Consider the following 18,706-nt stretch of genomic DNA (forward strand, 5'->3'; position numbering starts at 1 on the left):
TACTTTCGTGACGGATATGAAAATAGTTCAGGTGGCGCCCAGTTCATTGCGACCTGGACGCCACCTGTGAAAACAACCTTATCTTATCGGCCGAAATATCAAGCAGTCAACGTAGTGGGTAATGTTACCCCTCAATGGTGGCGAGGACCCCGCCGGCGTTTATGGTGGCACCTGGTTCAGCGGTAAGTTCGGTGATGGTACCGGCTTTGTGTGCGGTAATTGGCTGCTCCATTTTCATGGCTTCCAACACGAGGATTAGGTCACCTTCGGATACCTTATCTCCGATTTCGACACCCATTTTCACGATCGTGCCTTGCATTGGCGAAGTCACCGCATCCCCGGATGCTCCGGCTGCGTTGGATCCGCTTGCGCCGGTCGCACTACGTGATGGTCTACGACGTTTCGGTTTGGGTTCCACCGACGCGATTCCGGCTAGTGAATCTGGCAGCGTGACCTCAACGCGTTTGCCGTTGACCTCGACGGTGACGACTCTGCGTTCCTGCTCGTCGGTGTCCTCCATACCCGGTTGGCTGTTCTGGGGTTGGAGTTCATTGATGAAATCGGTTTCGATCCAGCGTGTGTGTACGGTGAACGGGCCATCGGCCGACAGCTTTTGATCCGGCTGATCGAGTTCGGGTGCAAAATTTTCATCCCGGATGACGGTGCGGTGAAACGGCAGGACCGTGGCCAGTCCTGCGATCCGCATTTCGTTGAGTGCACGATGCGAACGTTGCAGGGCTTCCTTGCGGTTCTTGCCGGTCACGATGAGCTTGGCGACCATCGAGTCGAATGCGCCGGAAATGGTTTCGCCTTCTTCCACACCGGTGTCGATGCGGACACCCGGGCCGCCGGGCAGTCGCATTTTGGTGATGGTGCCCGGTGCTGGCATAAAGTTTTGGCCCGGGTCTTCAGCGGTGATGCGGAACTCAAAGGAATGGCCATCAACGGTGGGGTGGTCGTAATCCAACAGCTCACCGCGAGCGATGCGGAATTGCTCGCGTACCAGGTCGATACCCGTGACTTCTTCTGACACCGTGTGCTCGACCTGCAGACGGGTGTTGACTTCCAGAAATGAAATCGTGCCGTCTTGACCGATCAAATATTCACACGTACCTGCACCCACGTAGCCGGCTTCCTGGAGCATAGCGACGGAAGCGTCATAGAGTTGTTGTTCTTGAGCTTGTGTCAGGAAGGGGGCCGGGGCTTCTTCCACAAGCTTCTGGTTGCGCCGCTGCAGCGAGCAGTCACGCGTGGAGACGACAACGACATTGCCCTGCTGGTCTGCCAGGCACTGTGTTTCCAAGTGGCGCGGTGCATCTAGAAAACGTTCTACGAAGCATTCACCGCGACCAAACGCTGCAGTGGCTTCGCGTACCGCCGATTCAAAGGCGTCGGGGATCTCTGAGCGCTTGCGTACGACTTTGATACCGCGGCCACCGCCACCGTGGGCAGCCTTAATTGCCAGTGGCAAGCCGTATTCGTCGGCGAAAGCGACCACCTCTTGTGATGTTTCCACCGGATCTGGGGTACCAGGTGCGAGCGGGGCACCGACCTTTTGAGCAATATGGCGTGCGGCAACTTTATCGCCGAGAGCATTGATCGCCGCAGGTGGTGGGCCGATCCATGCCATGTCGGCATCGAGCACAGCTTGGGCGAACTCTGCGTTTTCGGCAAGGAAGCCGTAGCCGGGGTGCACCGCTTCGGCACCGGCGTCTCTGGCTGCTTTTAATACTTTGTCGATCGACAGGTAGGTGTCTGCGACGGTTTCTCCATTGAGTGCGAAAGCGTGGTCGGCGAGCCGGACGTGCATGGCGTCCCGGTCGGGATTCGCGTAGATCGCAACGGCTTCTAGTCCTTCATCTTGTGCAGCACGGATAATTCGAACCGCAATCTCACCGCGGTTCGCGACGAGTACCTTCGAAAATGATCGGTAGATCATCGAAGATGACGCACTGGTCATGGACATAGAAACTATTCTCCTTGGTTTGGAACGCTCCGCTCACATGGACGCTCGATACCGTCAGTATATCGATGCCATCCTAAGAAGCTTAGGACGAATCCGTGGAAACCATACAGAAGGACGCTCCGCGCGCCCCTGAAATGGCAGAAATTTTGTAGGAACCCTACAAAAGTGTGGTCTAGGTCGTTGCGTGCCAGATGGAGGTTAGTGACACATCGAGGCGTTGCAACATCTCACGCACGGCACGAAGCGACAGTCCGAGTACCGCGTTGGGGTCTCCATCGATACCGGTAATCATGGTTGCACCGTGGCCTTCTAACGTAAACCCGCCGGCCACGCCCAGTGGTTCACCGGTTGCGACGTATGCCTCAATTACCGCATCGGGGACGTCAGCAAACGCTACTGTAGCACTCACGGTTTCTTGGAGCACGCGTTGCTTGCGTCCACCCAGCACTGCGATGACAGTGTGCCCACTGTGCAATATACCGGTGTTGCCTCGTTGCGCTTGCCATCTGCGCGTTGCTACTTCGGGCGTATGTGGTTTACCGAAGGCTTGGCCCTCAAATTCAAAGACAGAGTCTGCTGCGATCACATAGGTAGGGTCGGTGACCCGGTCCTGTGCGAGCAGTATGTCTGCCACGACGTGTCCCTTCGCGGTCGCCAGGGCCTGGGCTTGGGCCCGAGGTTCGGGGAGATCTGTTACGAGTGCTTGCTCATCAAGATCAGCAGCAACCTGTTCAAACGCAACGCCGGCGCGCTCCAGGATCTGTGCCCGCGCCGGGGAGGCGGAACCCAATACGATGTTGATGCTCATTGAAGTGCCTTCTGTAGTGTTTCTAAGCCCATCGAGCCGAGTTGCAGGGCGCGGGTGTGGAATGTTTTCAAATCGAAATCTGGCAGCGCGTCGTGCTCGGCACGAATGTCTTGCCAGATGCGTTTGCCAACCGCATAGCTTGGGGCTTGGCCCGGCCAGCCCAGGTAGCGCGTGAACTCAAAGTCTAAGACGCCAGGTGTCTCATTGAGGTTGGCGTTCAGGAAGTGATAACCGGTCTCAACGTCCCAGATCTTTCCACCCCAAGCGGCAGGTGCCGGAAAGCCGCAGTGGATGCCAATGTCGAAGACTACGCGAGCAGCGCGCATTCGTTGGGCATCTAGCATGCCCAAGTAGTCGCCTGGATCATTGAGGTAGCCGAGTTCCTTCATGAGGTCTTCCGCGTAGAGCGCCCAGCCCTCACCGTGGCCAGAAACCCAGAGCCAATTGCGCCGCCAGGAATTCAGCTGGTCGGCATTCATCAGCGCGGTAGCGATCTGGAGGTGATGACCTGGCACGCCTTCATGAAAGACGGTGGTGGTTTGCTGCCAGGTGGTGAAGGTCTCTTCACCCTCGGGGACTGACCACCACATCCGACCTGGCCGTGAGAAGTCTTCTGATGGCCCCGTGTAGTAAATCCCACCGTCTTGGGTCGGGGCGATCATCGCTTCGACATAATCCATTGGCGCTGGCACATCGAAATGCTGCTTCATCGCCTCGATCGTGGTGTCTGAAAGGTGTTGCATCCATGCTTGAAGTGCGCCGGTGCCGTGCAACTGCCGTCGTGGATCTGCTGACAGTAGGGTGCGCGCTTGGTCTATGCTGGCACCTGGCCGAATCGATTCGGCAACCTGGCGTTGCTCGCCAATAATCCGTTCGAGTTCCTCCAGTCCCCAGTGATACGTCTCCAAGAGATCGACTTGGGCACCCAAAAATTCCTGGGAGGCTAGCTGGTAATAGTTGTGGCCAACGGCATCCTTGGTTCGCGCATGCGGACGAAGTTCGTCTTTGAGGTAGTTCGCAAAATCTGCGTAAGCCTGCGATGCCGATGCGGCGCCGCGTTCCAGATCTGCACGCAGCGACTCGGGGACCTCACCGGCTTGTGTAGTCAAGCCAGTGAAGTAGCCTTCGGCGGCAGCTTGTGCTTGAACAATGCAGACATCTACTTGGCGAAGTGCAGGAGCATGGCCCGTGTGTGCTGCGGTTGCTAAACGGCGTTGATAGCCACCCAACGAGTCTTCCACGAGACGAAGCCGTGCGGCGATATTGTTCCAGTCCTGCACTGAATCGGTGGGCATCAGGTCAAATGTGGCACGAATATCTTGAACAGGGGAGGCAATGTTGTTCAGCTCCACAACGCCAGTAGCGTGTAACTGGCGTTCCACGGTCAGCCGTTCCACCATGGCGTCATGGGTGACCTGGTCATTGGGGTTGGCCACGTTGAGCTGGGCCAGTTCAGTCAGCATATTCGCGTTGAGAGCGTCGAGCTCCTCGGCACCGTCTTGTGAGTAGTCGGGCATTTTATCGGCATAGCCTGTTATACCGATTTCCGAGGCGACGACCGGATGGTGTGCTGCCAGTTGGGTCGCATAGTGCTCGGCGAGCGCATCAATGGCGGTGTGCGACATGCTTCCCTTGCCTGTTCTAGTGTCCTGGCGGGAGATGGTGCCACGAATCAACGGGCCTCCAGGTGGATGTCACCCGATTGCGAGTGGTGTGGTCCACGATCCGTGGAGGTTGCGGCGCGTTGATCAGTTGAGTATTGACCACTGTCAGAACGGCTGCCGTTTCTTCTTGCGATAATTCGGTTCCGGTCACGGTGATGCCGGTGGGCTCTGGTTGATTTGTCATAGCGGAATGTTTCCGTGTTTCTTTGCTGGACGCGATTCACGTTTTGCTGCCGTGGCTCGTAGCGCACGGACGACCTGTGAGCGCGTTTCAGATGGTGCAATGACCGCGTCGATATAGCCGGAATCTGCGGCCTCGTACGGGTTGAGCAGCGCGTGCTCGTAATCTTCGATCAGTTCAGCGCGACGGGCTTCGATATCTTCGCCGGCCTCTTCGGTGCTGATGAGATCACGCCGGTACAAAATGTTGACGGCCCCTTGGGCCCCCATCACACCGATTTGTGCGGTTGGCCAGGCCACGTTGAGATCGGCCCCGAGCTTTTTGGAACCCATCACAATATAGGCGCCACCAAATGCCTTGCGGGTGATGATGGTAATTTTTGGCACCGTGGCCTCAGCGTAGGCGTAAATGAGTTTTGCGCCGCGACGGATGATGCCCGAGTGTTCCTGGTCCACACCCGGCAAAAAACCTGGCACATCGACCAGGGTCACGATCGGGATATTGAACGCATCGCAGAACCGGACGAATCGCGCAGCTTTTTCGGATGCCGCAATATCCAGGGTGCCTGCCAGCTGTGATGGTTGGTTGGCGACAATGCCCACGGTGCGGCCTTCGATACGCCCGAGTCCAACAATCACATTTGGTGCGTAGCGTTCTTGAATCTGCAATAGCGCGCCGTCATCAACAATACTGGCGATGACTTCCAACATGTCGTAGGGCTGATTGGCTGAATCCGGGACGATGGTATCCAACGCCAGGTCATCAACGGTCGTCTCCAAATCCTGCTGGTGGGTGGGTTCCTGGGTGACGAAGTTATGCGCGGGCAGATAGTCGAGCAGTTCGGAGACCCAGTCGAAGGCATCTTGCTCATCGGCTGCCATATAGGCTGCCGTGCCGGAGGTTTCGTTGTGCTGGCGTGCACCACCCAGCGACTCCATATCGACTGTCTCGCCGGTCACGGACTTAATGACATCGGGGCCGGTGATGAACATATGGGAGGTCTGATCGACCATGACCACAAAGTCGGTCAAGGCGGGGGAGTAGGCGGCTCCACCAGCAGCGGGGCCCATGATGATGGAGATCTGTGGGACCACACCCGAAGACATCACGTTGTTGCGGAAGATATCGGCAAACATTGCGAGCGAGTCGACGCCTTCTTGGATGCGAGCGCCACCGCCATCATTGATGGCAATCAGTGGGAAGCCGTTGGTGGCCGCAAATTCTTGGGTTTTGACGATTTTCTCGCCGTTGACCTTGGACAGTGAGCCGCCAAATACGGTGAAGTCCTGGGCGAAGACGGCAACATTTCGACCATCGATGGTACCGTAGCCGGCAACCACACCGTCGCCTTCTGGGTGGCGGGCATCCATCCCGAACGAGCGGGTCCGATGGGTACGCAGCTGATCGAATTCAACGAACGAGTCTTCATCAAGCAGTGCGGCGATGCGCTCGCGCGCAGTCTGTTTTCCCCGTGCGTGTTGGCGGTCGACCGGTCCTTGTCCGGTGGGCAGCAGGGCTGCTTCGCGCCGGTGGAAATAGTCTTCTAATTTGCCGGCCGTCGTGGTGAGATCCGGGGTGGTAACACCCAGGTTTTCACCAGTAGTCTCGGGGTTGGTCAACGGGTCCTCCAGGGTAGAGTATGGCCTGTATCCTGGACAATACTACCGGTTGTTATTTGTGAAGGTTGTAGTACGTGGCGCAAGCAGAACACCAATGGCTCACCTCTGAGGTGTATTGGATGACGCACGTTGGCTCAACCCAAGATGTCATGATCAACGCTGCCGCGGACTTCCAGCACGGGGATGTCGTGGCCACGGATCAACAAACGGCTGGTCGCGGAAGGCTGGATCGCAGTTGGGATACGCCACCCGGTACGGCTGCTGCCATGTCGGTGATGTTACGTCCACATGTTGCAACCCATCTATTGGGCATGATGACCTTGGTGGTCGCCGATGGCCTGGTGCGGTGGTTCCGCGAACTCGATCTGGCGGCCGGTGTGAAATGGCCCAATGATGTGTTGGCCCCGGACGGCAAAAAACTCTGTGGCATTTTGGCCCAGTGGATACCAGAACAGCAGGCAGTGGTCATTGGTATCGGGACGAACATAGATTTTGGCCAGCACGAGCGGTTAACAACTGCTGGTGCCCTGGCGGATTATGGTGTTGTGCTGACGCCCCAGGAGTTTGTGGTTGCGGCCCGTCACCGCATCGTTGCAGCCGTGGACGCGTTCGTGGCTGAGCCTGATGCAAAATCTTTGGAATCGACCATGTCGACGATCGGTCAGCGGGTCAAAGCGCTCTTGCCGGATGGTAATGATGTGACGGGTACTGCTGTGGGTTTGGGTCCGACCGGTAGCCTATTAATACAAGGCGAAACGATTCAAGAAATCTTTGCGGGCGATATTGTCCATTTACGACCGGCATGAGACGTCGCGACACGACCAAGGGAGGGGCATGCGTTCACACTATGTGACCGGTGAACACTTGCTGGTGCGTACCCGTGCGCATCCGTCGGTGCTGGTGAAGCCTGCCTGGAATTTGGTGTTGTGGGCCGCTGGAGCTGGCTTCCTTGCCGGAGTCCTGTCGAGTTACGTCCTGCCAGAATTTTTGCGGACCTCTGCACCGACCCTGACGACTATCGGACTCGGACTCATTGCCATCGGCGTGTTTTTGACCGTGGTGCGGCCGGTGTGGCAATGGTTCGTCTCGCGGTATGAGATCACGACCCACCGGGTGGCGCATAAATTGGGTGCGCTCGCGGTCAAACGACATTGGGTCGCGTTGCACTCGCTGGTTTCGCTGCAGGTGCAACAAACACGTAGACAGCGTCGGCGTGGCTCCGGGGACCTCCACCTGATGAACGCGCGCGGCCAAACTTGGATACTGCCGAACATCCCAAAAATCTCAGAATTTCAGACCCTGGTGGATATGGAACGCTTTGGTTCCTATGGTCGCTATAGTAATGGTTCGCTCAGCGAAAGTAGGGGCTTGTGAACAACGATTCACCCGATGACATCCATACCGATCCAACACCCACGAGACCGTTGGATATTGTGCAGTCAACATCCCCAACATCTGCGGATCTGGGCGATGCCGAACCGTTTTCGGAAACGTGGACACAAGCCATCAAAGTGCTCGACGAGGAGCTGATCGGTGGCCCACGACGCCTCACCCCTCGAGATCTGGCCAAACAACTCGGTGTCTCGGCGGTGTCGGCACGCAAAATTTGGCGGGCCCTGGGTTTTCCAAACATCAAAGCCGATGAAAAAGTATTCACGCAGCAAGACGCCGCGGCGATGGCCACGATCGTCGAACTCGTACGGAAAGATGTGCTCAACGAAGAAACCGCGATTTCCGTGGCACGCTCTATCGGGCAAATGACCGACCGCATGGTGGTCTGGCAGATCGAAGCACTGGTCGAAGACAAGATGAGTGCCGAAAACCTGTCTGACCCGGTGGCACGCCGTGAAGTCGTGCGGATGCTCCCGTCGGTGATTGAATCATTAGAAGATGTCGTCACCTTCTCATACCGGCGCCAACTGAACTCCGCCCTGCAACGATTGACGGTGCGAGTTGAGGCCGGGCTGGCAGCCTCCGAAGAAGGTCGTGATGGGACCGAAGATGACGCTCCACTGCCTCTAGCTCGCGCGGTAGGTTTTGCCGATATGGTCTCCTACACTGCACTGTCGCGGACCATGAGTGAGCGTACCCTGGCCCAAATGGTGCAACGCTTTGAACAGACCTGTGCCGAAATCATTGCCGAAGGTGGCGGCCACCTGGTCAAAACCGTGGGCGATGAGGTGCTATTCAATGCTGAAACCCCCGAGGCAGGAGCGGATATTGCGCTGGCACTGTCTCAGGCGCTGAGTGAGGACCAGGTGTTGCCCTCTGCCCGTGTCTCGGTCGTATGGGGGCGTGTACTGTCTCGACTCGGTGATATTTATGGCCCCACCGTCAACCTGGCGGCCCGGCTGACCGCACTGGCTGATCCCGGCACCGTGTTGGTAGATCAGCTGACTTCCAGTGTGCTGGCCGACGACGAACGGTATATCCTCATTCCACAACCACCGCAATCCGTGCGTGGCTTTGGCCCGATTCATCCATCGATGCTCTTGCGAGGTGCAGGAGATGGGATAGAGGTTGACTAATGTATAATTTTACAGCCGCAGCGGCCACGCACGTGGGTCATGTGAGGGATCTGAACGAGGATTCGTATCTGGTCCGCGACGGGCTGTATCTCGTGGCAGATGGTATGGGAGGCCACGACGGCGGCGAACTTGCATCGGCCGCCGTGATCGATACGTTTCGGTACGTGTGGGACGAAAACACCCAACCACTGGAACTCTTTAGCCTCCAAGAATGGCTGACCCAGGCAAACCGAGCCGTCTACGACATCGCCGAAGGTCGAGCCGGTACCACATTGACCATGTTGACCAATGTGGTGCACCAACAAAAAGAACAACTGGTCGTTGCCAACGTGGGGGATTCACGAACCTATCGGTACCGTGCCAATGACGAGGCATTCCTTCAGCTGACCCAAGACCACTCGGCCGTCGCAGAAATGGTACGCCTGGGCCAGATCACGGCTGAAGAAGCCCGTGAACATCCCGCACGCAACGTCATCACCCGTGCCGTGGGCTCAACGCTGCGTCTGTTAGCCGATGTCGTACTGTTGGAAGCCGAAGTCGGAGACCGATTTTTGCTCTGCACCGACGGGCTGACCGGCGAAGTCGAAGACCAAGAAATCGGGCTCGTGCTTGCCTCTGCCGCGACGGTCCAAGACGCTGCGGACCAACTCGTAGAGCTTGCTTTGGAAACTGACGGCTCAGACAACGTCACAGTGTTAGTCGCTGAAGTCATCGAGCACTGACCAGTACAATGTCAGGTGTGAACACTCCTGCCCCAGAATTGCTCGCCCGATACGACGACCTCAAAGACCAGGTACGCCACCATCGGCGCGCCTATTACGTCGAGGATGCTCCCGAAATCTCCGATGCCGACTTCGACGTGCTTTTTCGGGAACTCGAAGACATCGAAGCACTACACCCGCAGATCGTCACCGCAGATTCGCCCACCCAAGAAGTCGGCGGCAACGCGGTGTTCTCTCCGGTTCAACATCTGACCCAAATGTATTCACTCGAAGACGTGTTCTCCTTCAGCGAGCTCGAAGAATGGTTCGCCAGAGTCGGCGGCGGTTTGGCACAACTCGGTGCCGGCGACGACGTGGGCTGGTTGGCCGAAGTCAAAATCGATGGTCTGGCAATCAACCTCGTATACCGCAATGGGGTGCTGTTTCGTGCCGCCACTCGTGGCGATGGAACCATCGGTGAAGACGTCACCCGTAACGTGATGACTATCAAAGAAATCCCCACTCGGTTGACCGGTGACAACATTCCCGAAGAACTCGAAGTCCGGGGCGAAGTGTTCATGCCCGCCAAAGACTTCGAAGACTTTAACGAAGCACGCGTCGAAGCCGGTGAAGTACCGTTCGCGAACCCACGAAATGCAGCCGCTGGATCCCTGCGACAGAAAAACGCCGCCGAAACCGCGAAACGACCGCTGGCGATGTTTGTTCACGGGCTGGGCACCGTCACCGGAACGACCATTACCTCACAGCACCAGGCCTATGATCTGATGCAACAGTGGGGTCTGCCCATCTCGCCCTACACCAAACTGCTCAACGGCACCTCTGCCGACGTGGCAGAACAAGTCGGCGAGTACATCGCAGACTACGGTGGCCGGCGCCACGAATTAGTGCATGGTATCGACGGCATCGTGGTCAAAGTCGACCACGTCAGCTATCAGCGACAGCTGGGCTACACCTCGCGCACACCGCGGTGGGCCGTTGCCTATAAATATCCGCCCGAAGAAGTCCACACCAAACTGCTAGACATTCTGGTCAACATCGGGCGTACCGGACGCGCGACCCCATACGCGGTGATGGAACCGGTCTTCGTGGACGGCTCGACCGTGTCCATGGCGACCCTCCACAACCAAGACGTGGTCAAAGCCAAAAATGTAAAAATCGGCGACACCGTGGTGCTGCGCAAAGCCGGTGACATCATTCCCGAAATCGTGGGCCCCGTCCTGCCACTACGCGGCGACGACGTGACCGATTTCGTGATGCCCGCGCAGTGCCCGGCATGCGGGACCGAGTTGCGTTCCATGAAAGAAGGCGACGTCGACCTACGCTGCCCAAACGCCCAAAGTTGCCCGGCACAACTCACCGGACGCATCGAACACGCCGGTTCGCGCGGCGCCTTCGACATCGAAGCCCTCGGCGAAGAAGCCGCGACCTGGCTGACCAATGGGCCCGGGCCCAACCCGGCCGAAAATTCTGGCGTCGTCGAACCCGGTGGCCCCGGGGTCCTGACCTCAGATGCCCAACTCTTCCAATTGGCAGACACCGGCGACGAAGAGCTCAAAGCCCGCCTGGCCGATGTGGTGGTGTGGCGACAACAGCGTGCCAAAGGAGAACCCACCGGAGTGTGGGAGCAGGTCCCGTATTTCTACAGTCGCAGCGGAACCCCCACCGCCAACACCATACGGTTATTCGAAGAACTCGAAAAAGCCAAAACCCAGCCCTTGTGGCGCGTGTTGGTGGCTCTGTCCATCCGCCACGTTGGACCAACCGCAGCCCGCGCGCTTGCAGCCTCCTTTGGGTCCATGGATGCCCTGCGTGAAGCTGCACTGCAGCAAGACTATGAGCGATTCACCTACGTCGATGGGGTCGGCGAAGTCATCGCGACGGCAGTGATGGAATTCTTCGCCACAGACTGGCGATTGGCGATCATCGATGCCTGGGCTCAGGCCGGCGTCACCATGGCCGATGAAGTCGAAGAGCATTCCACCTTGCTCGAAGGCGTGACCATCGTCGTCACCGGCACCTTGGAGGAGTACACCCGGGATTCTGCCAAAGAAGCGATCTTGTCCCGCGGCGGTAAATCCACCGGTTCGGTTTCCAAAAACACGGATTATCTCGTGGCCGGTGACAATGCAGGGTCGAAACTCACACGCGCAGAAGAACTGGGCGTGACAGTATTGGACGAGCAAGGATTTACCGACTTGTTGGCAGGAGCACGATGAAGGCATTCTTAGCGGTCGCACGCGCAGCAGCACAAGCTGGTGCTGCCCAATTGGCGCAGCGCCCCGGCACACTCGCCCCGCTAGGCATCGAAGATTTGGGCGCCGAAACGAAAACTTCCGGCTCCGACTGGGTCACAGACTTCGACCGCCGAGCCGAAGACGCCATCCGGTATGTCTTACGCTCCTACCGTCCCCACGACGAGATCTACGGTGAAGAATATGGCGCGACCACCGTCGAGGAACCCAGCGGCTATCGGTGGTCCATTGATCCGTTAGATGGCACCACCAACTTCATCCGTGGCCTGCCGCACTACTGCTCATCAGTTGCGGTGGAGCACGAAGGCACCTGGATCGCGGCGGCTATCGTGGCCCCGGCCCTTGGTCGATCATGGTGGGCCAGCGCAGACGGAGGAGCGTTCACTTCGAACCACGGGCCGCTCGACGTTGGGCTCACCACTACGCCTGCCCAACCCGTGCGCTTGAGCGGGCCCTTGCTTGGCCGGTCAGGTCGGCTACTGGCATCAGGATTCGCTTATGATCCACAACGGCGGGGCTTCCAATTTCAGCAACTCCAACGGCTGGTGTCCGCCGGTGATTTCGCCGACCTACGCCGGGCAGGATCAGCGGCATTAGACTTGTGCATGGTCGCCGATGGCACCCTGGATGCCTTCGCCGAATACGGGCTACAGGAATACGACTGGGCTGCCGGAGCATTGATCGCCCAGGAAGCCGGTGTGCCCGTCCGTCGCGCCGCCTGGCCACAATCCGATACCACCCCCGATTGGACCTTGGCCGGGGATCTCGGCTTGGCGCTGCACGAGCTCGACGTCGAATCGCATCACCCGGTGGGTCGGACCGTGTTGCACGGCAGCGTGGCGACCGACGATGCTGCCGGTTGGATTCAAACGTTCACCGATTCAACGGCCAGCGCCTTCACCATTGCCAACTTCTATGTGCAGTGCACCGTCGCCGAGGGTGCCGTCCACGTCACCGCCACGGGCCCTGCCGACGGCGTCGAAGCACTGCAAGAGAAACTGAAAGCGGTGTCTTGGTAACCGTTCGCCCCGCCACACCCCGAGATTATCCGGCCATCCGTGAGCTGACCCTCGCCTCGTATGTGGCCGAAGGACACGTTGCGGCAACTGACCCATACGTCACCGATCTGACCACCATTGCCGCTCGAACCGAGGGCCTCTATATCGCAGAGGACGATGGCGCGATAGCCGGTGGCGTCAATATTGCGGTTGGTGGCTCGTCGCTGAGCGAGGTTGCTTACGACAACGAAGTAGAATTCCGTATGCTAGCGGTTGCTCCCGAGTACCGCGGACGCGGTATCGGACGCAAACTAGTGCAATACGTACTCGACACCGCACGCATACATCAGGCAGCAGCAGTGGTCATCACCACCATGGCATCCATGACCACCGCGCAAGCCATGTACACCGCCATGGGATTCCACCGCGCACCACACCGCGACTGGAACCTCTACACCGCAGGCATAGTGGACCACCAAGAAGGACTCGAAACCTTTTTGGTCTACGTCCATCCTTTAAACTAAAGAAATCTAGTAAAGGAGATTCATGGTTGACAACATAGCAGCGACCGCACATATAGGCCTGACGGATCAAGACCGTCAACGACTGGCCACAGAATTCGACCCGATTATCGCTTCGCTGGCGGTGACCGCGGACGACCAGCTGCCCGTCACCGTCAATCCGCTGCCCGTCAACAACACACTGCGCCCAGACGTGGTCGCCAACGAATTGACCAACGAGCAGGCACTTGCCGCTGCGCCTGAAGCCCAAGACGGGCAATTCATGGTTCCTGCAATCTTGGACGGAGAGTAATGAGTCTTACAGAACTAACCGCCAGTGCTATGGCGGCAAAACTTCGCGCCGGTGACACGACCGCCGTCGAATTGGTACAAGCCCACCTTGACGCGGGGTCGGACGCCTTCGTCCACGTCAATGCCGACGACGCCCTCGCCGTGGCTAAAGACGTTGACGCCGGCGCCTATCATCATCCACTGGCGGGTGTACCGGTCGTATTATCCGATGTCATGGTCACGACAGCCATGCCAACCGCCGCGGGGTCAGAATACCTCGCCGGATGGGTCGCACCGTATGAAGCCACCGCCGTGGCTCGTCTGCGTGCCGCTGGACTGCCAATTCTGGGCAAAACCCGGGTCGCCGAATTCGGTATGGGCGCCGAGTCAGGCGCCCACGAGGTGGTCGCCAACCATCAGGCGCCATTCGCTGTGGTTTCAGATACCGCCGGCACCGCGCGCCGCGCCGCCGCTGAAACCGGCTTGGTGGCTATGAAACCAACGTACGGTGCGATTTCTCGCTTTGGTGTGGTGGCCGCAGTCTCCTCGATGGATACGGTCACCCCGCTCGCACGGAGCACTGCCGATGCTCAGGCCCTCCACGAGGTGCTCGTGGGACACGATGAGCTAGACCCCACCAGTGTGCAGTACGACTGGGACTTCACCGCTCAGGCCGAGATCGCTGGCACCACCATTGGCGTCACCGTAACCCAACCATCAGACGTGACTGACGAAGCATGGGCGTCCTACCGTGCTGGTGTGGAAGCGCTGCACGCCGCCGGTGCCCAGACCACCCAGGTCACGCTCGACGCGCTGTCTCAGGCACGTCAGGCCGCACACATTATTGGTGCAGCAGAATTCTCCGCCAACCTCGCCAAATTTGATGGCATCCGGTTTGGCAATCGAGTCACCCCCGGGCACGGCACCGTCCAAGACGTGATCGTCGCCTCGCGTGGTGCCGGTTTTGGGTACGAAACAAAACGCCGCATCATCGTGGGGACCCACATGTTGTCCTCGGGCATGATCGACACGCACTTCTACCCGGCGCAACGGATCCGGACCGCCATCATCAACGAATACCAAGCGGCGTTTGAATCCGTTGATGCCATCGCAGTCCCGGGTATTACCCAACAGGGCGAAGAATACGAATCCACGAACCCCGGGGTGGGTGCTTCGTTGGCAGGCCTACCCGCCGCAAGCGTGGCGGGCGTGCACATCAGCGCACCACCCTATGCAGACGAGCTGGTGTACCGCCTCAGCACGGTCGTTGAAACCACGGCAGGAGCAACCAAATGAAAACAGCATTGCAAACGTATGAACCCGTCCTCGGTTTTGAAGTCCACGTAGAACTCAACACCGTCACCAAAATGTTCTCGACTGCAACCAACGCGTTCGGAGATCAGCCCAACTCCAACGTCACTGCCGGAGATCTTGGAATGCCGGGCACCCTCCCGACCATTAACCAGGCCGGTATCGAATACGGTATCAAACTCGGGCTGGCGCTGAACTGCACGATCGCCCCGGAATCGCGGTTCGCACGCAAACAGTACTTCTACCCGGATTTGGGCAAGAACTACCAAACATCCCAGCTGGAGCCGGCCATCGCCTACGACGGCTACGTGGATGTAGAACTGGATGACGGAGAAATCTTCCGGGTCGAAATCGAGCGTGCCCACATCGAAGAAGATGCCGGCAAGCTCACCCACATCGGGTCCACCGGGCGGATTCACGGCGCGTCGTCCTCATTGGTTGACTACAACCGTGCGGGTGTGCCCCTGGTTGAGATCGTTTCCAAACCGATTACCGGCGCTGGCGAACGCGCACCAGAATTGGCACGTGCCTACTTGGCGACCATCCGCGACATCGTCAAGGCATTGGGCGTCTCCGATGCGCGTATGGAACGTGGCAACATTCGTTGTGACGCCAACGTCTCGCTCATGCCCATTGGGGCAGCGACCTTCGGGACCCGTACCGAAACGAAGAACGTCAACTCGACTCGTGCTGTGGCAGCAGCGGTGGAATCTGAAATCATCCGCCAAGCTAAAGTCCTGGACGCCGGCGAAACCATCGTTCAGGAAACCCGTCACTGGGATGAAGAAGCCCGTTCGACGCGTTCGGGTCGACCAAAATCGGATGCCGACGATTATCGGTACTTCTCGGATCCAGACCTGGTGCCGATTGTCACCGATGCAGCCTGGATTGAGCGGCTTAGGGCTGAATTGCCAGAGAACCCCGTCCAGCGTCGTCGCCGCCTGCGCGAAGAGTGGGCGTTTTCCGAATCCGAATTTCGTGATGTGGTTGCCGCTGGTATCCTCGATGAGATCGAGCAAACCATCGTCGCCGGTGCTACACCGGAAGCCGCCAGGAAATGGTGGATGGGTGAAATCGCCAGGCTCGCGAACGAACAAGGCGTCTCGCCCGAGGCACTGGGGGTTACGCCAGCGGACGTCGTCGAGATTGAACAGTTGATTGCCGACAAGACGATCAACGACAAGATCGCACGCCAAGTTGTTGGCCACATTGCAGAAGGTGAAGGCCGACCCTCCCAGATTGTGGAAGCACGATCGCTAGCCGTCGTCTCGGATGATGGCGCATTGACCACCGCGGTGGATGAAGCTATGGCTGCGAATCCAGATGTCGTGGAGCGTATCAAAGGCGGCCACATGCAGGCCGTTGGCGCACTGATCGGGCCGGTGATGAAGGCGACCAAGGGTCAAGCTGATGCCGGTCGCGTTCGCGAAATCATCATCGAAAAGCTCAGCTAAACATCACCACGCACGATGTGGGCAGTTCGCTGCCCGCATCGTGCTATCCAACCTGGTGTCGCCAAACCAGCTAGAGGAGCGGGCGGATTCTTCTGGTTGGCCGGACATACCCCAGCCGACTGGAGGAACCAAGCCTCTGTGAACGATCTGTCCCGGGTTCATCGCGTTAGTCTTCGGCGTGGGCCAGGGCTTGGTAGGCGGCAAGGATCCTGGGCTGGACTTTTGCGTTCAGTCGACGCCAACCGCCAGGGGAGACATCCCAACTCAGCGCATCGGCAAGCGCATATAGTCCCAGCGCTCCCGACCACACCCGGGCACGATGCGGTACATCCGTGATGGCTTCTAGTTCCACCCCGTGCCACAGGTTCAGATAGGTGGCATTGAGCGCCGTATCCCAGCGTGCTGCATAGTCCCAGTCCAAAATGCCGACGAGTTGACCGTCAACCCAGTGCATGTTGTGACCCGCCAAATCGCCATGGACCAGTCCTTTTCCAACACCTTCGTCGGTCCAGGCGTGCACGTGTTCGGCAATCGCCCACGCCATGCCATCATCGACCACGCGATCCAAGGCCGCTAGCTGCTGTTGGGTCAACCGGCCGCGCTGGGCGAAGGGTTCCCCGAGGCTCAACCCGCTCGTGTCGTAGTTGTCAAAGACCTCTATGATGTTGGCTAATGTTGCTGCGTCACCGACACGATGTGGATGTGCGGTGCCCGGAATAAAGGACTGCAGCACCCCGTCGCCGAGGGCAGACAGCGGACTGGGCACGCGCCACGGTAAGTCGAGTTCTGCAAGGAGCCGCATTTTGCGCTCAAGCTCGGGATCTTGCCGACGCGGTAGCCTGGCGACCGCCAAGTCGTCGGCGATCAACAGGACATGGTCTTTACCGCGCTCCACCACTTTGGCCTGGTGCCAATCGTATGCTTGTATTTTTGTGGCCATATCGGCTGGCATCGTGTCGAGCAGTTGGTCAGCGAGGTGTGTGGCACGGACGGCATACATAGCTCGATTGTAGTACCCGCAGCAGTGTCATCAGACCCAAAGCGATGGGTTGTTTGGCCCTGCGAAAGATCACGGTGTAACCGTCGGCAACGCCACCACGGCACAGTAGGGTGAGTTCATGACCTCTCGAGCTGCTCCGACACATTCGCCCCATCAACCATCGGAGTTGCCAGTACACAAACCGCGGTTGCGCGGCTGGATCCACCTGATCGCCGCACCAATCGCATTGGTGGCTGGTCTCATTGCGATTTTTCAGCCCGAACATACGTATCAACGGGTCAGCGTGGCGGTCTTTGCGCTGTGCTCGGTTATCCTCTTTGGTTCATCGGCCGTGTATCATCTGGGCAATTGGACGCCCAAGGTCAGAGCAGTTTTGCGGCGCGTTGATCATTCCAATATTTTCTTGCTCATCGCAGGCACGTATACGCCGTTGGCGGTGTTACTGCTTGAAACCAGCCAGACGATCCTGCTGCTGAGCATCATATGGAGCGGAGCGCTCGTGGGTATAGCTGTGCGCCAATTGTGGTTGTCTGCACCCCGCTGGGTATATGTTGCCGTTTATCTGCTCTTGGGCTGGGTCGCGATCTGGTTCCTCCCAGATTTTTATCAGGCAGGCGGCAGTGCCGTTGTATGGTGCATTGTGCTCGGCGGAGTATTTTATAGTTTGGGCGCTGTGGCATACGGCTTGAAGCGGCCAAATCCGTTTCCCAACACATTTGGCTTCCACGAAGTATTTCACCTGTGTACCGTCATCGCTTGGGCGTCACATGCCACCGCGGTTGTCCTCGCATGGTGAAGTTTTCAACGTCACCTCCTCCGGGACGTCGGGGAAAGCGGTAGCGTGAACACAGTGCCCATTGAGCGAAAAACTCCTGCACTGCAAGATCATCTTCCCATGCTGTGCACCGGGGTCGTATTCTTGGCCACCGGCATCGTCTTTGGCATCCAGGGCGAATGGGCACGGACCGGGATTGCTGCGCTTCTACTGCTCACCGTTGGTGTTCCGTGGTTGCTCGAGTACTGGACCCGGGCACGCTTCCCAGTCAGTCTCCAGATACAGTACGCGCTGCTATTGATCGCAGGCCCGTACGTGGGCGGCGCACTGGGTCTCTATGTGGCCTGGCCGCCCTGGGACACCGTGGTGCACTTCTACTCTGGGTTTCCTATTACATTTGCAATTATCGCTGCATTAGGGGTCACGGCACAGACGTATCGGCTCACATTTCCCGTGTGGTTCGAAGTCACGATCGTCATTTCCATCAAAGGTTTTGTTGCCCTGTTGTGGGAATTCGGCGAATTCTTCGTTGATCAACTCCTAGTACTACAGTCGTGTTTGTAAAGTGTGGCCGCGTGCTGTGTAGTGATATTGCTGGGCCCGGTATTGGTGTTGACGTCGCCATAATGAGGCTCGC

At 58.3% G+C, this 18,706-nt stretch carries 18 protein-coding genes; 12 read left to right on the plus strand and 6 right to left on the minus strand.

Translation table 11 applies throughout. The features are described from left to right. Positions 1–124: 124 nt before the first annotated feature. From ACYVJT_RS03550 to ACYVJT_RS03570, 5 genes are all read right to left on the minus strand, one after another. Positions 125–1,960 carry an acetyl/propionyl/methylcrotonyl-CoA carboxylase subunit alpha gene (locus ACYVJT_RS03550; protein WP_425579834.1) on the minus strand — a complete coding sequence of 612 codons (1,836 nt, stop codon included), beginning with the start codon at positions 1,958–1,960 and terminating at the stop codon, positions 125–127. A gap of 178 nt (positions 1,961–2,138) precedes the next feature. After that, positions 2,139–2,774 (minus strand): Maf family protein, encoded by a 636-nt coding sequence (locus ACYVJT_RS03555; RefSeq protein WP_343955439.1) that lies wholly within the window; start codon positions 2,772–2,774, stop codon positions 2,139–2,141. After that, entirely contained in the window at positions 2,771–4,399 is a 1,629-nt protein-coding gene (locus ACYVJT_RS03560) for a DUF885 domain-containing protein (protein WP_343955437.1), read from the minus strand. Before ACYVJT_RS03560 ends, ACYVJT_RS03555 begins: the two co-directional genes overlap by 4 nt. A 16-nt stretch (positions 4,400–4,415) precedes the next feature. Next, on the minus strand, positions 4,416–4,622 hold the full coding sequence (locus ACYVJT_RS03565; protein WP_343955435.1) for a hypothetical protein: 207 nt from the start codon (positions 4,620–4,622) through the stop codon (positions 4,416–4,418). Beyond that, entirely contained in the window at positions 4,619–6,238 is a 1,620-nt protein-coding gene (locus tag ACYVJT_RS03570; protein WP_343955433.1) for an acyl-CoA carboxylase subunit beta, read from the minus strand. The genes ACYVJT_RS03565 and ACYVJT_RS03570 overlap by 4 nt, the downstream gene beginning before the upstream one ends. 74 nt (positions 6,239–6,312) lie before the next feature. Here ACYVJT_RS03570 and ACYVJT_RS03575 point away from each other — a divergent pair, with 74 nt between their 5' ends. The 10 genes from ACYVJT_RS03575 to gatB are packed head-to-tail and all read left to right on the plus strand — an operon-like array spanning position 6,313 to position 16,294. Beyond that, positions 6,313–7,044 (plus strand): biotin--[acetyl-CoA-carboxylase] ligase, encoded by a 732-nt coding sequence (locus ACYVJT_RS03575; RefSeq protein ID WP_343955431.1) that lies wholly within the window; start codon positions 6,313–6,315, stop codon positions 7,042–7,044. Between the two features lie 28 nt (positions 7,045–7,072). Further along, the gene (locus tag ACYVJT_RS03580) at positions 7,073–7,612 is read left to right on the plus strand and encodes a PH domain-containing protein (RefSeq protein WP_343955429.1); all 540 of its coding nucleotides are present in this window, start codon (positions 7,073–7,075) and stop codon (positions 7,610–7,612) included. Further along, entirely contained in the window at positions 7,609–8,766 is a 1,158-nt protein-coding gene (locus tag ACYVJT_RS03585) for an adenylate/guanylate cyclase domain-containing protein (RefSeq protein WP_425579831.1), read from the plus strand. The genes ACYVJT_RS03580 and ACYVJT_RS03585 overlap by 4 nt, the downstream gene beginning before the upstream one ends. After that, positions 8,766–9,488 carry a PP2C family protein-serine/threonine phosphatase gene (locus ACYVJT_RS03590; RefSeq protein WP_343955427.1) on the plus strand — a complete coding sequence of 241 codons (723 nt, stop codon included), beginning with the start codon at positions 8,766–8,768 and terminating at the stop codon, positions 9,486–9,488. The genes ACYVJT_RS03585 and ACYVJT_RS03590 overlap by 1 nt, the downstream gene beginning before the upstream one ends. Before the next feature lie 8 nt (positions 9,489–9,496). After that, positions 9,497–11,704 carry an NAD-dependent DNA ligase LigA gene (ligA, locus tag ACYVJT_RS03595; protein ID WP_425579830.1) on the plus strand — a complete coding sequence of 736 codons (2,208 nt, stop codon included), beginning with the start codon at positions 9,497–9,499 and terminating at the stop codon, positions 11,702–11,704. Further along, positions 11,701–12,759: an inositol monophosphatase family protein gene (locus tag ACYVJT_RS03600; RefSeq protein ID WP_343955423.1), complete on the plus strand. Its 1,059-nt coding sequence runs from the start codon at positions 11,701–11,703 to the stop codon at positions 12,757–12,759. The genes ligA and ACYVJT_RS03600 overlap by 4 nt, the downstream gene beginning before the upstream one ends. After that, positions 12,753–13,262, plus strand: a complete 510-nt coding sequence (locus tag ACYVJT_RS03605) for a GNAT family N-acetyltransferase (RefSeq protein ID WP_343955421.1) — start codon at positions 12,753–12,755, stop codon at positions 13,260–13,262. The genes ACYVJT_RS03600 and ACYVJT_RS03605 overlap by 7 nt, the downstream gene beginning before the upstream one ends. 22 nt (positions 13,263–13,284) lie before the next feature. After that, on the plus strand, positions 13,285–13,551 hold the full coding sequence (locus ACYVJT_RS03610) for an Asp-tRNA(Asn)/Glu-tRNA(Gln) amidotransferase subunit GatC (protein ID WP_343955419.1): 267 nt from the start codon (positions 13,285–13,287) through the stop codon (positions 13,549–13,551). Beyond that, positions 13,551–14,825 carry an amidase gene (locus tag ACYVJT_RS03615; RefSeq protein ID WP_343955417.1) on the plus strand — a complete coding sequence of 425 codons (1,275 nt, stop codon included), beginning with the start codon at positions 13,551–13,553 and terminating at the stop codon, positions 14,823–14,825. The genes ACYVJT_RS03610 and ACYVJT_RS03615 overlap by 1 nt, the downstream gene beginning before the upstream one ends. Continuing rightward, positions 14,822–16,294, plus strand: coding sequence for an Asp-tRNA(Asn)/Glu-tRNA(Gln) amidotransferase subunit GatB (gene gatB / locus ACYVJT_RS03620; RefSeq protein WP_343955415.1), 1,473 nt, complete (start codon positions 14,822–14,824; stop codon positions 16,292–16,294). Before ACYVJT_RS03615 ends, gatB begins: the two co-directional genes overlap by 4 nt. Before the next feature lie 166 nt (positions 16,295–16,460). On the opposite strand, the gene ACYVJT_RS03625 is transcribed toward gatB, so the two are convergent. Next, the gene (locus ACYVJT_RS03625; RefSeq protein ID WP_343955413.1) at positions 16,461–17,294 is read right to left on the minus strand and encodes a phosphotransferase; all 834 of its coding nucleotides are present in this window, start codon (positions 17,292–17,294) and stop codon (positions 16,461–16,463) included. A gap of 118 nt (positions 17,295–17,412) precedes the next feature. Here ACYVJT_RS03625 and trhA point away from each other — a divergent pair, with 118 nt between their 5' ends. Beyond that, on the plus strand, positions 17,413–18,090 hold the full coding sequence (trhA, locus tag ACYVJT_RS03630) for a PAQR family membrane homeostasis protein TrhA (RefSeq protein WP_343955411.1): 678 nt from the start codon (positions 17,413–17,415) through the stop codon (positions 18,088–18,090). 45 nt (positions 18,091–18,135) lie between these two features. Continuing rightward, on the plus strand, positions 18,136–18,633 hold the full coding sequence (locus tag ACYVJT_RS03635) for a DUF2238 domain-containing protein (protein ID WP_343955409.1): 498 nt from the start codon (positions 18,136–18,138) through the stop codon (positions 18,631–18,633). Positions 18,634–18,706: the final 73 nt, after the last annotated feature.

The organism is Yaniella soli, from assembly GCF_054782375.1.

Bases quoted from the DNA above. Each gene is read 5' to 3' on its own strand.
- ACYVJT_RS03550 (WP_425579834.1), bottom strand. From the start codon at position 1,960: ATGACCAGTGCGTCATCTTCGATGATCTACCGATCATTTTCGAAGGTA.
- ACYVJT_RS03555 (WP_343955439.1), bottom strand. From the start codon at position 2,774: ATGAGCATCAACATCGTATTGGGTTCCGCCTCCCCGGCGCGGGCACAG.
- ACYVJT_RS03560 (WP_343955437.1), bottom strand. From the start codon at position 4,399: ATGTCGCACACCGCCATTGATGCGCTCGCCGAGCACTATGCGACCCAA.
- ACYVJT_RS03565 (WP_343955435.1), bottom strand. From the start codon at position 4,622: ATGACAAATCAACCAGAGCCCACCGGCATCACCGTGACCGGAACCGAA.
- ACYVJT_RS03580 (WP_343955429.1), top strand. From the start codon at position 7,073: ATGCGTTCACACTATGTGACCGGTGAACACTTGCTGGTGCGTACCCGT.
- ACYVJT_RS03590 (WP_343955427.1), top strand. From the start codon at position 8,766: ATGTATAATTTTACAGCCGCAGCGGCCACGCACGTGGGTCATGTGAGG.
- ligA (WP_425579830.1), top strand. From the start codon at position 9,497: ATGTCAGGTGTGAACACTCCTGCCCCAGAATTGCTCGCCCGATACGAC.
- ACYVJT_RS03600 (WP_343955423.1), top strand. From the start codon at position 11,701: ATGAAGGCATTCTTAGCGGTCGCACGCGCAGCAGCACAAGCTGGTGCT.
- ACYVJT_RS03610 (WP_343955419.1), top strand. From the start codon at position 13,285: ATGGTTGACAACATAGCAGCGACCGCACATATAGGCCTGACGGATCAA.
- ACYVJT_RS03615 (WP_343955417.1), top strand. From the start codon at position 13,551: ATGAGTCTTACAGAACTAACCGCCAGTGCTATGGCGGCAAAACTTCGC.
- gatB (WP_343955415.1), top strand. From the start codon at position 14,822: ATGAAAACAGCATTGCAAACGTATGAACCCGTCCTCGGTTTTGAAGTC.
- ACYVJT_RS03625 (WP_343955413.1), bottom strand. From the start codon at position 17,294: ATGTATGCCGTCCGTGCCACACACCTCGCTGACCAACTGCTCGACACG.
- trhA (WP_343955411.1), top strand. From the start codon at position 17,413: ATGACCTCTCGAGCTGCTCCGACACATTCGCCCCATCAACCATCGGAG.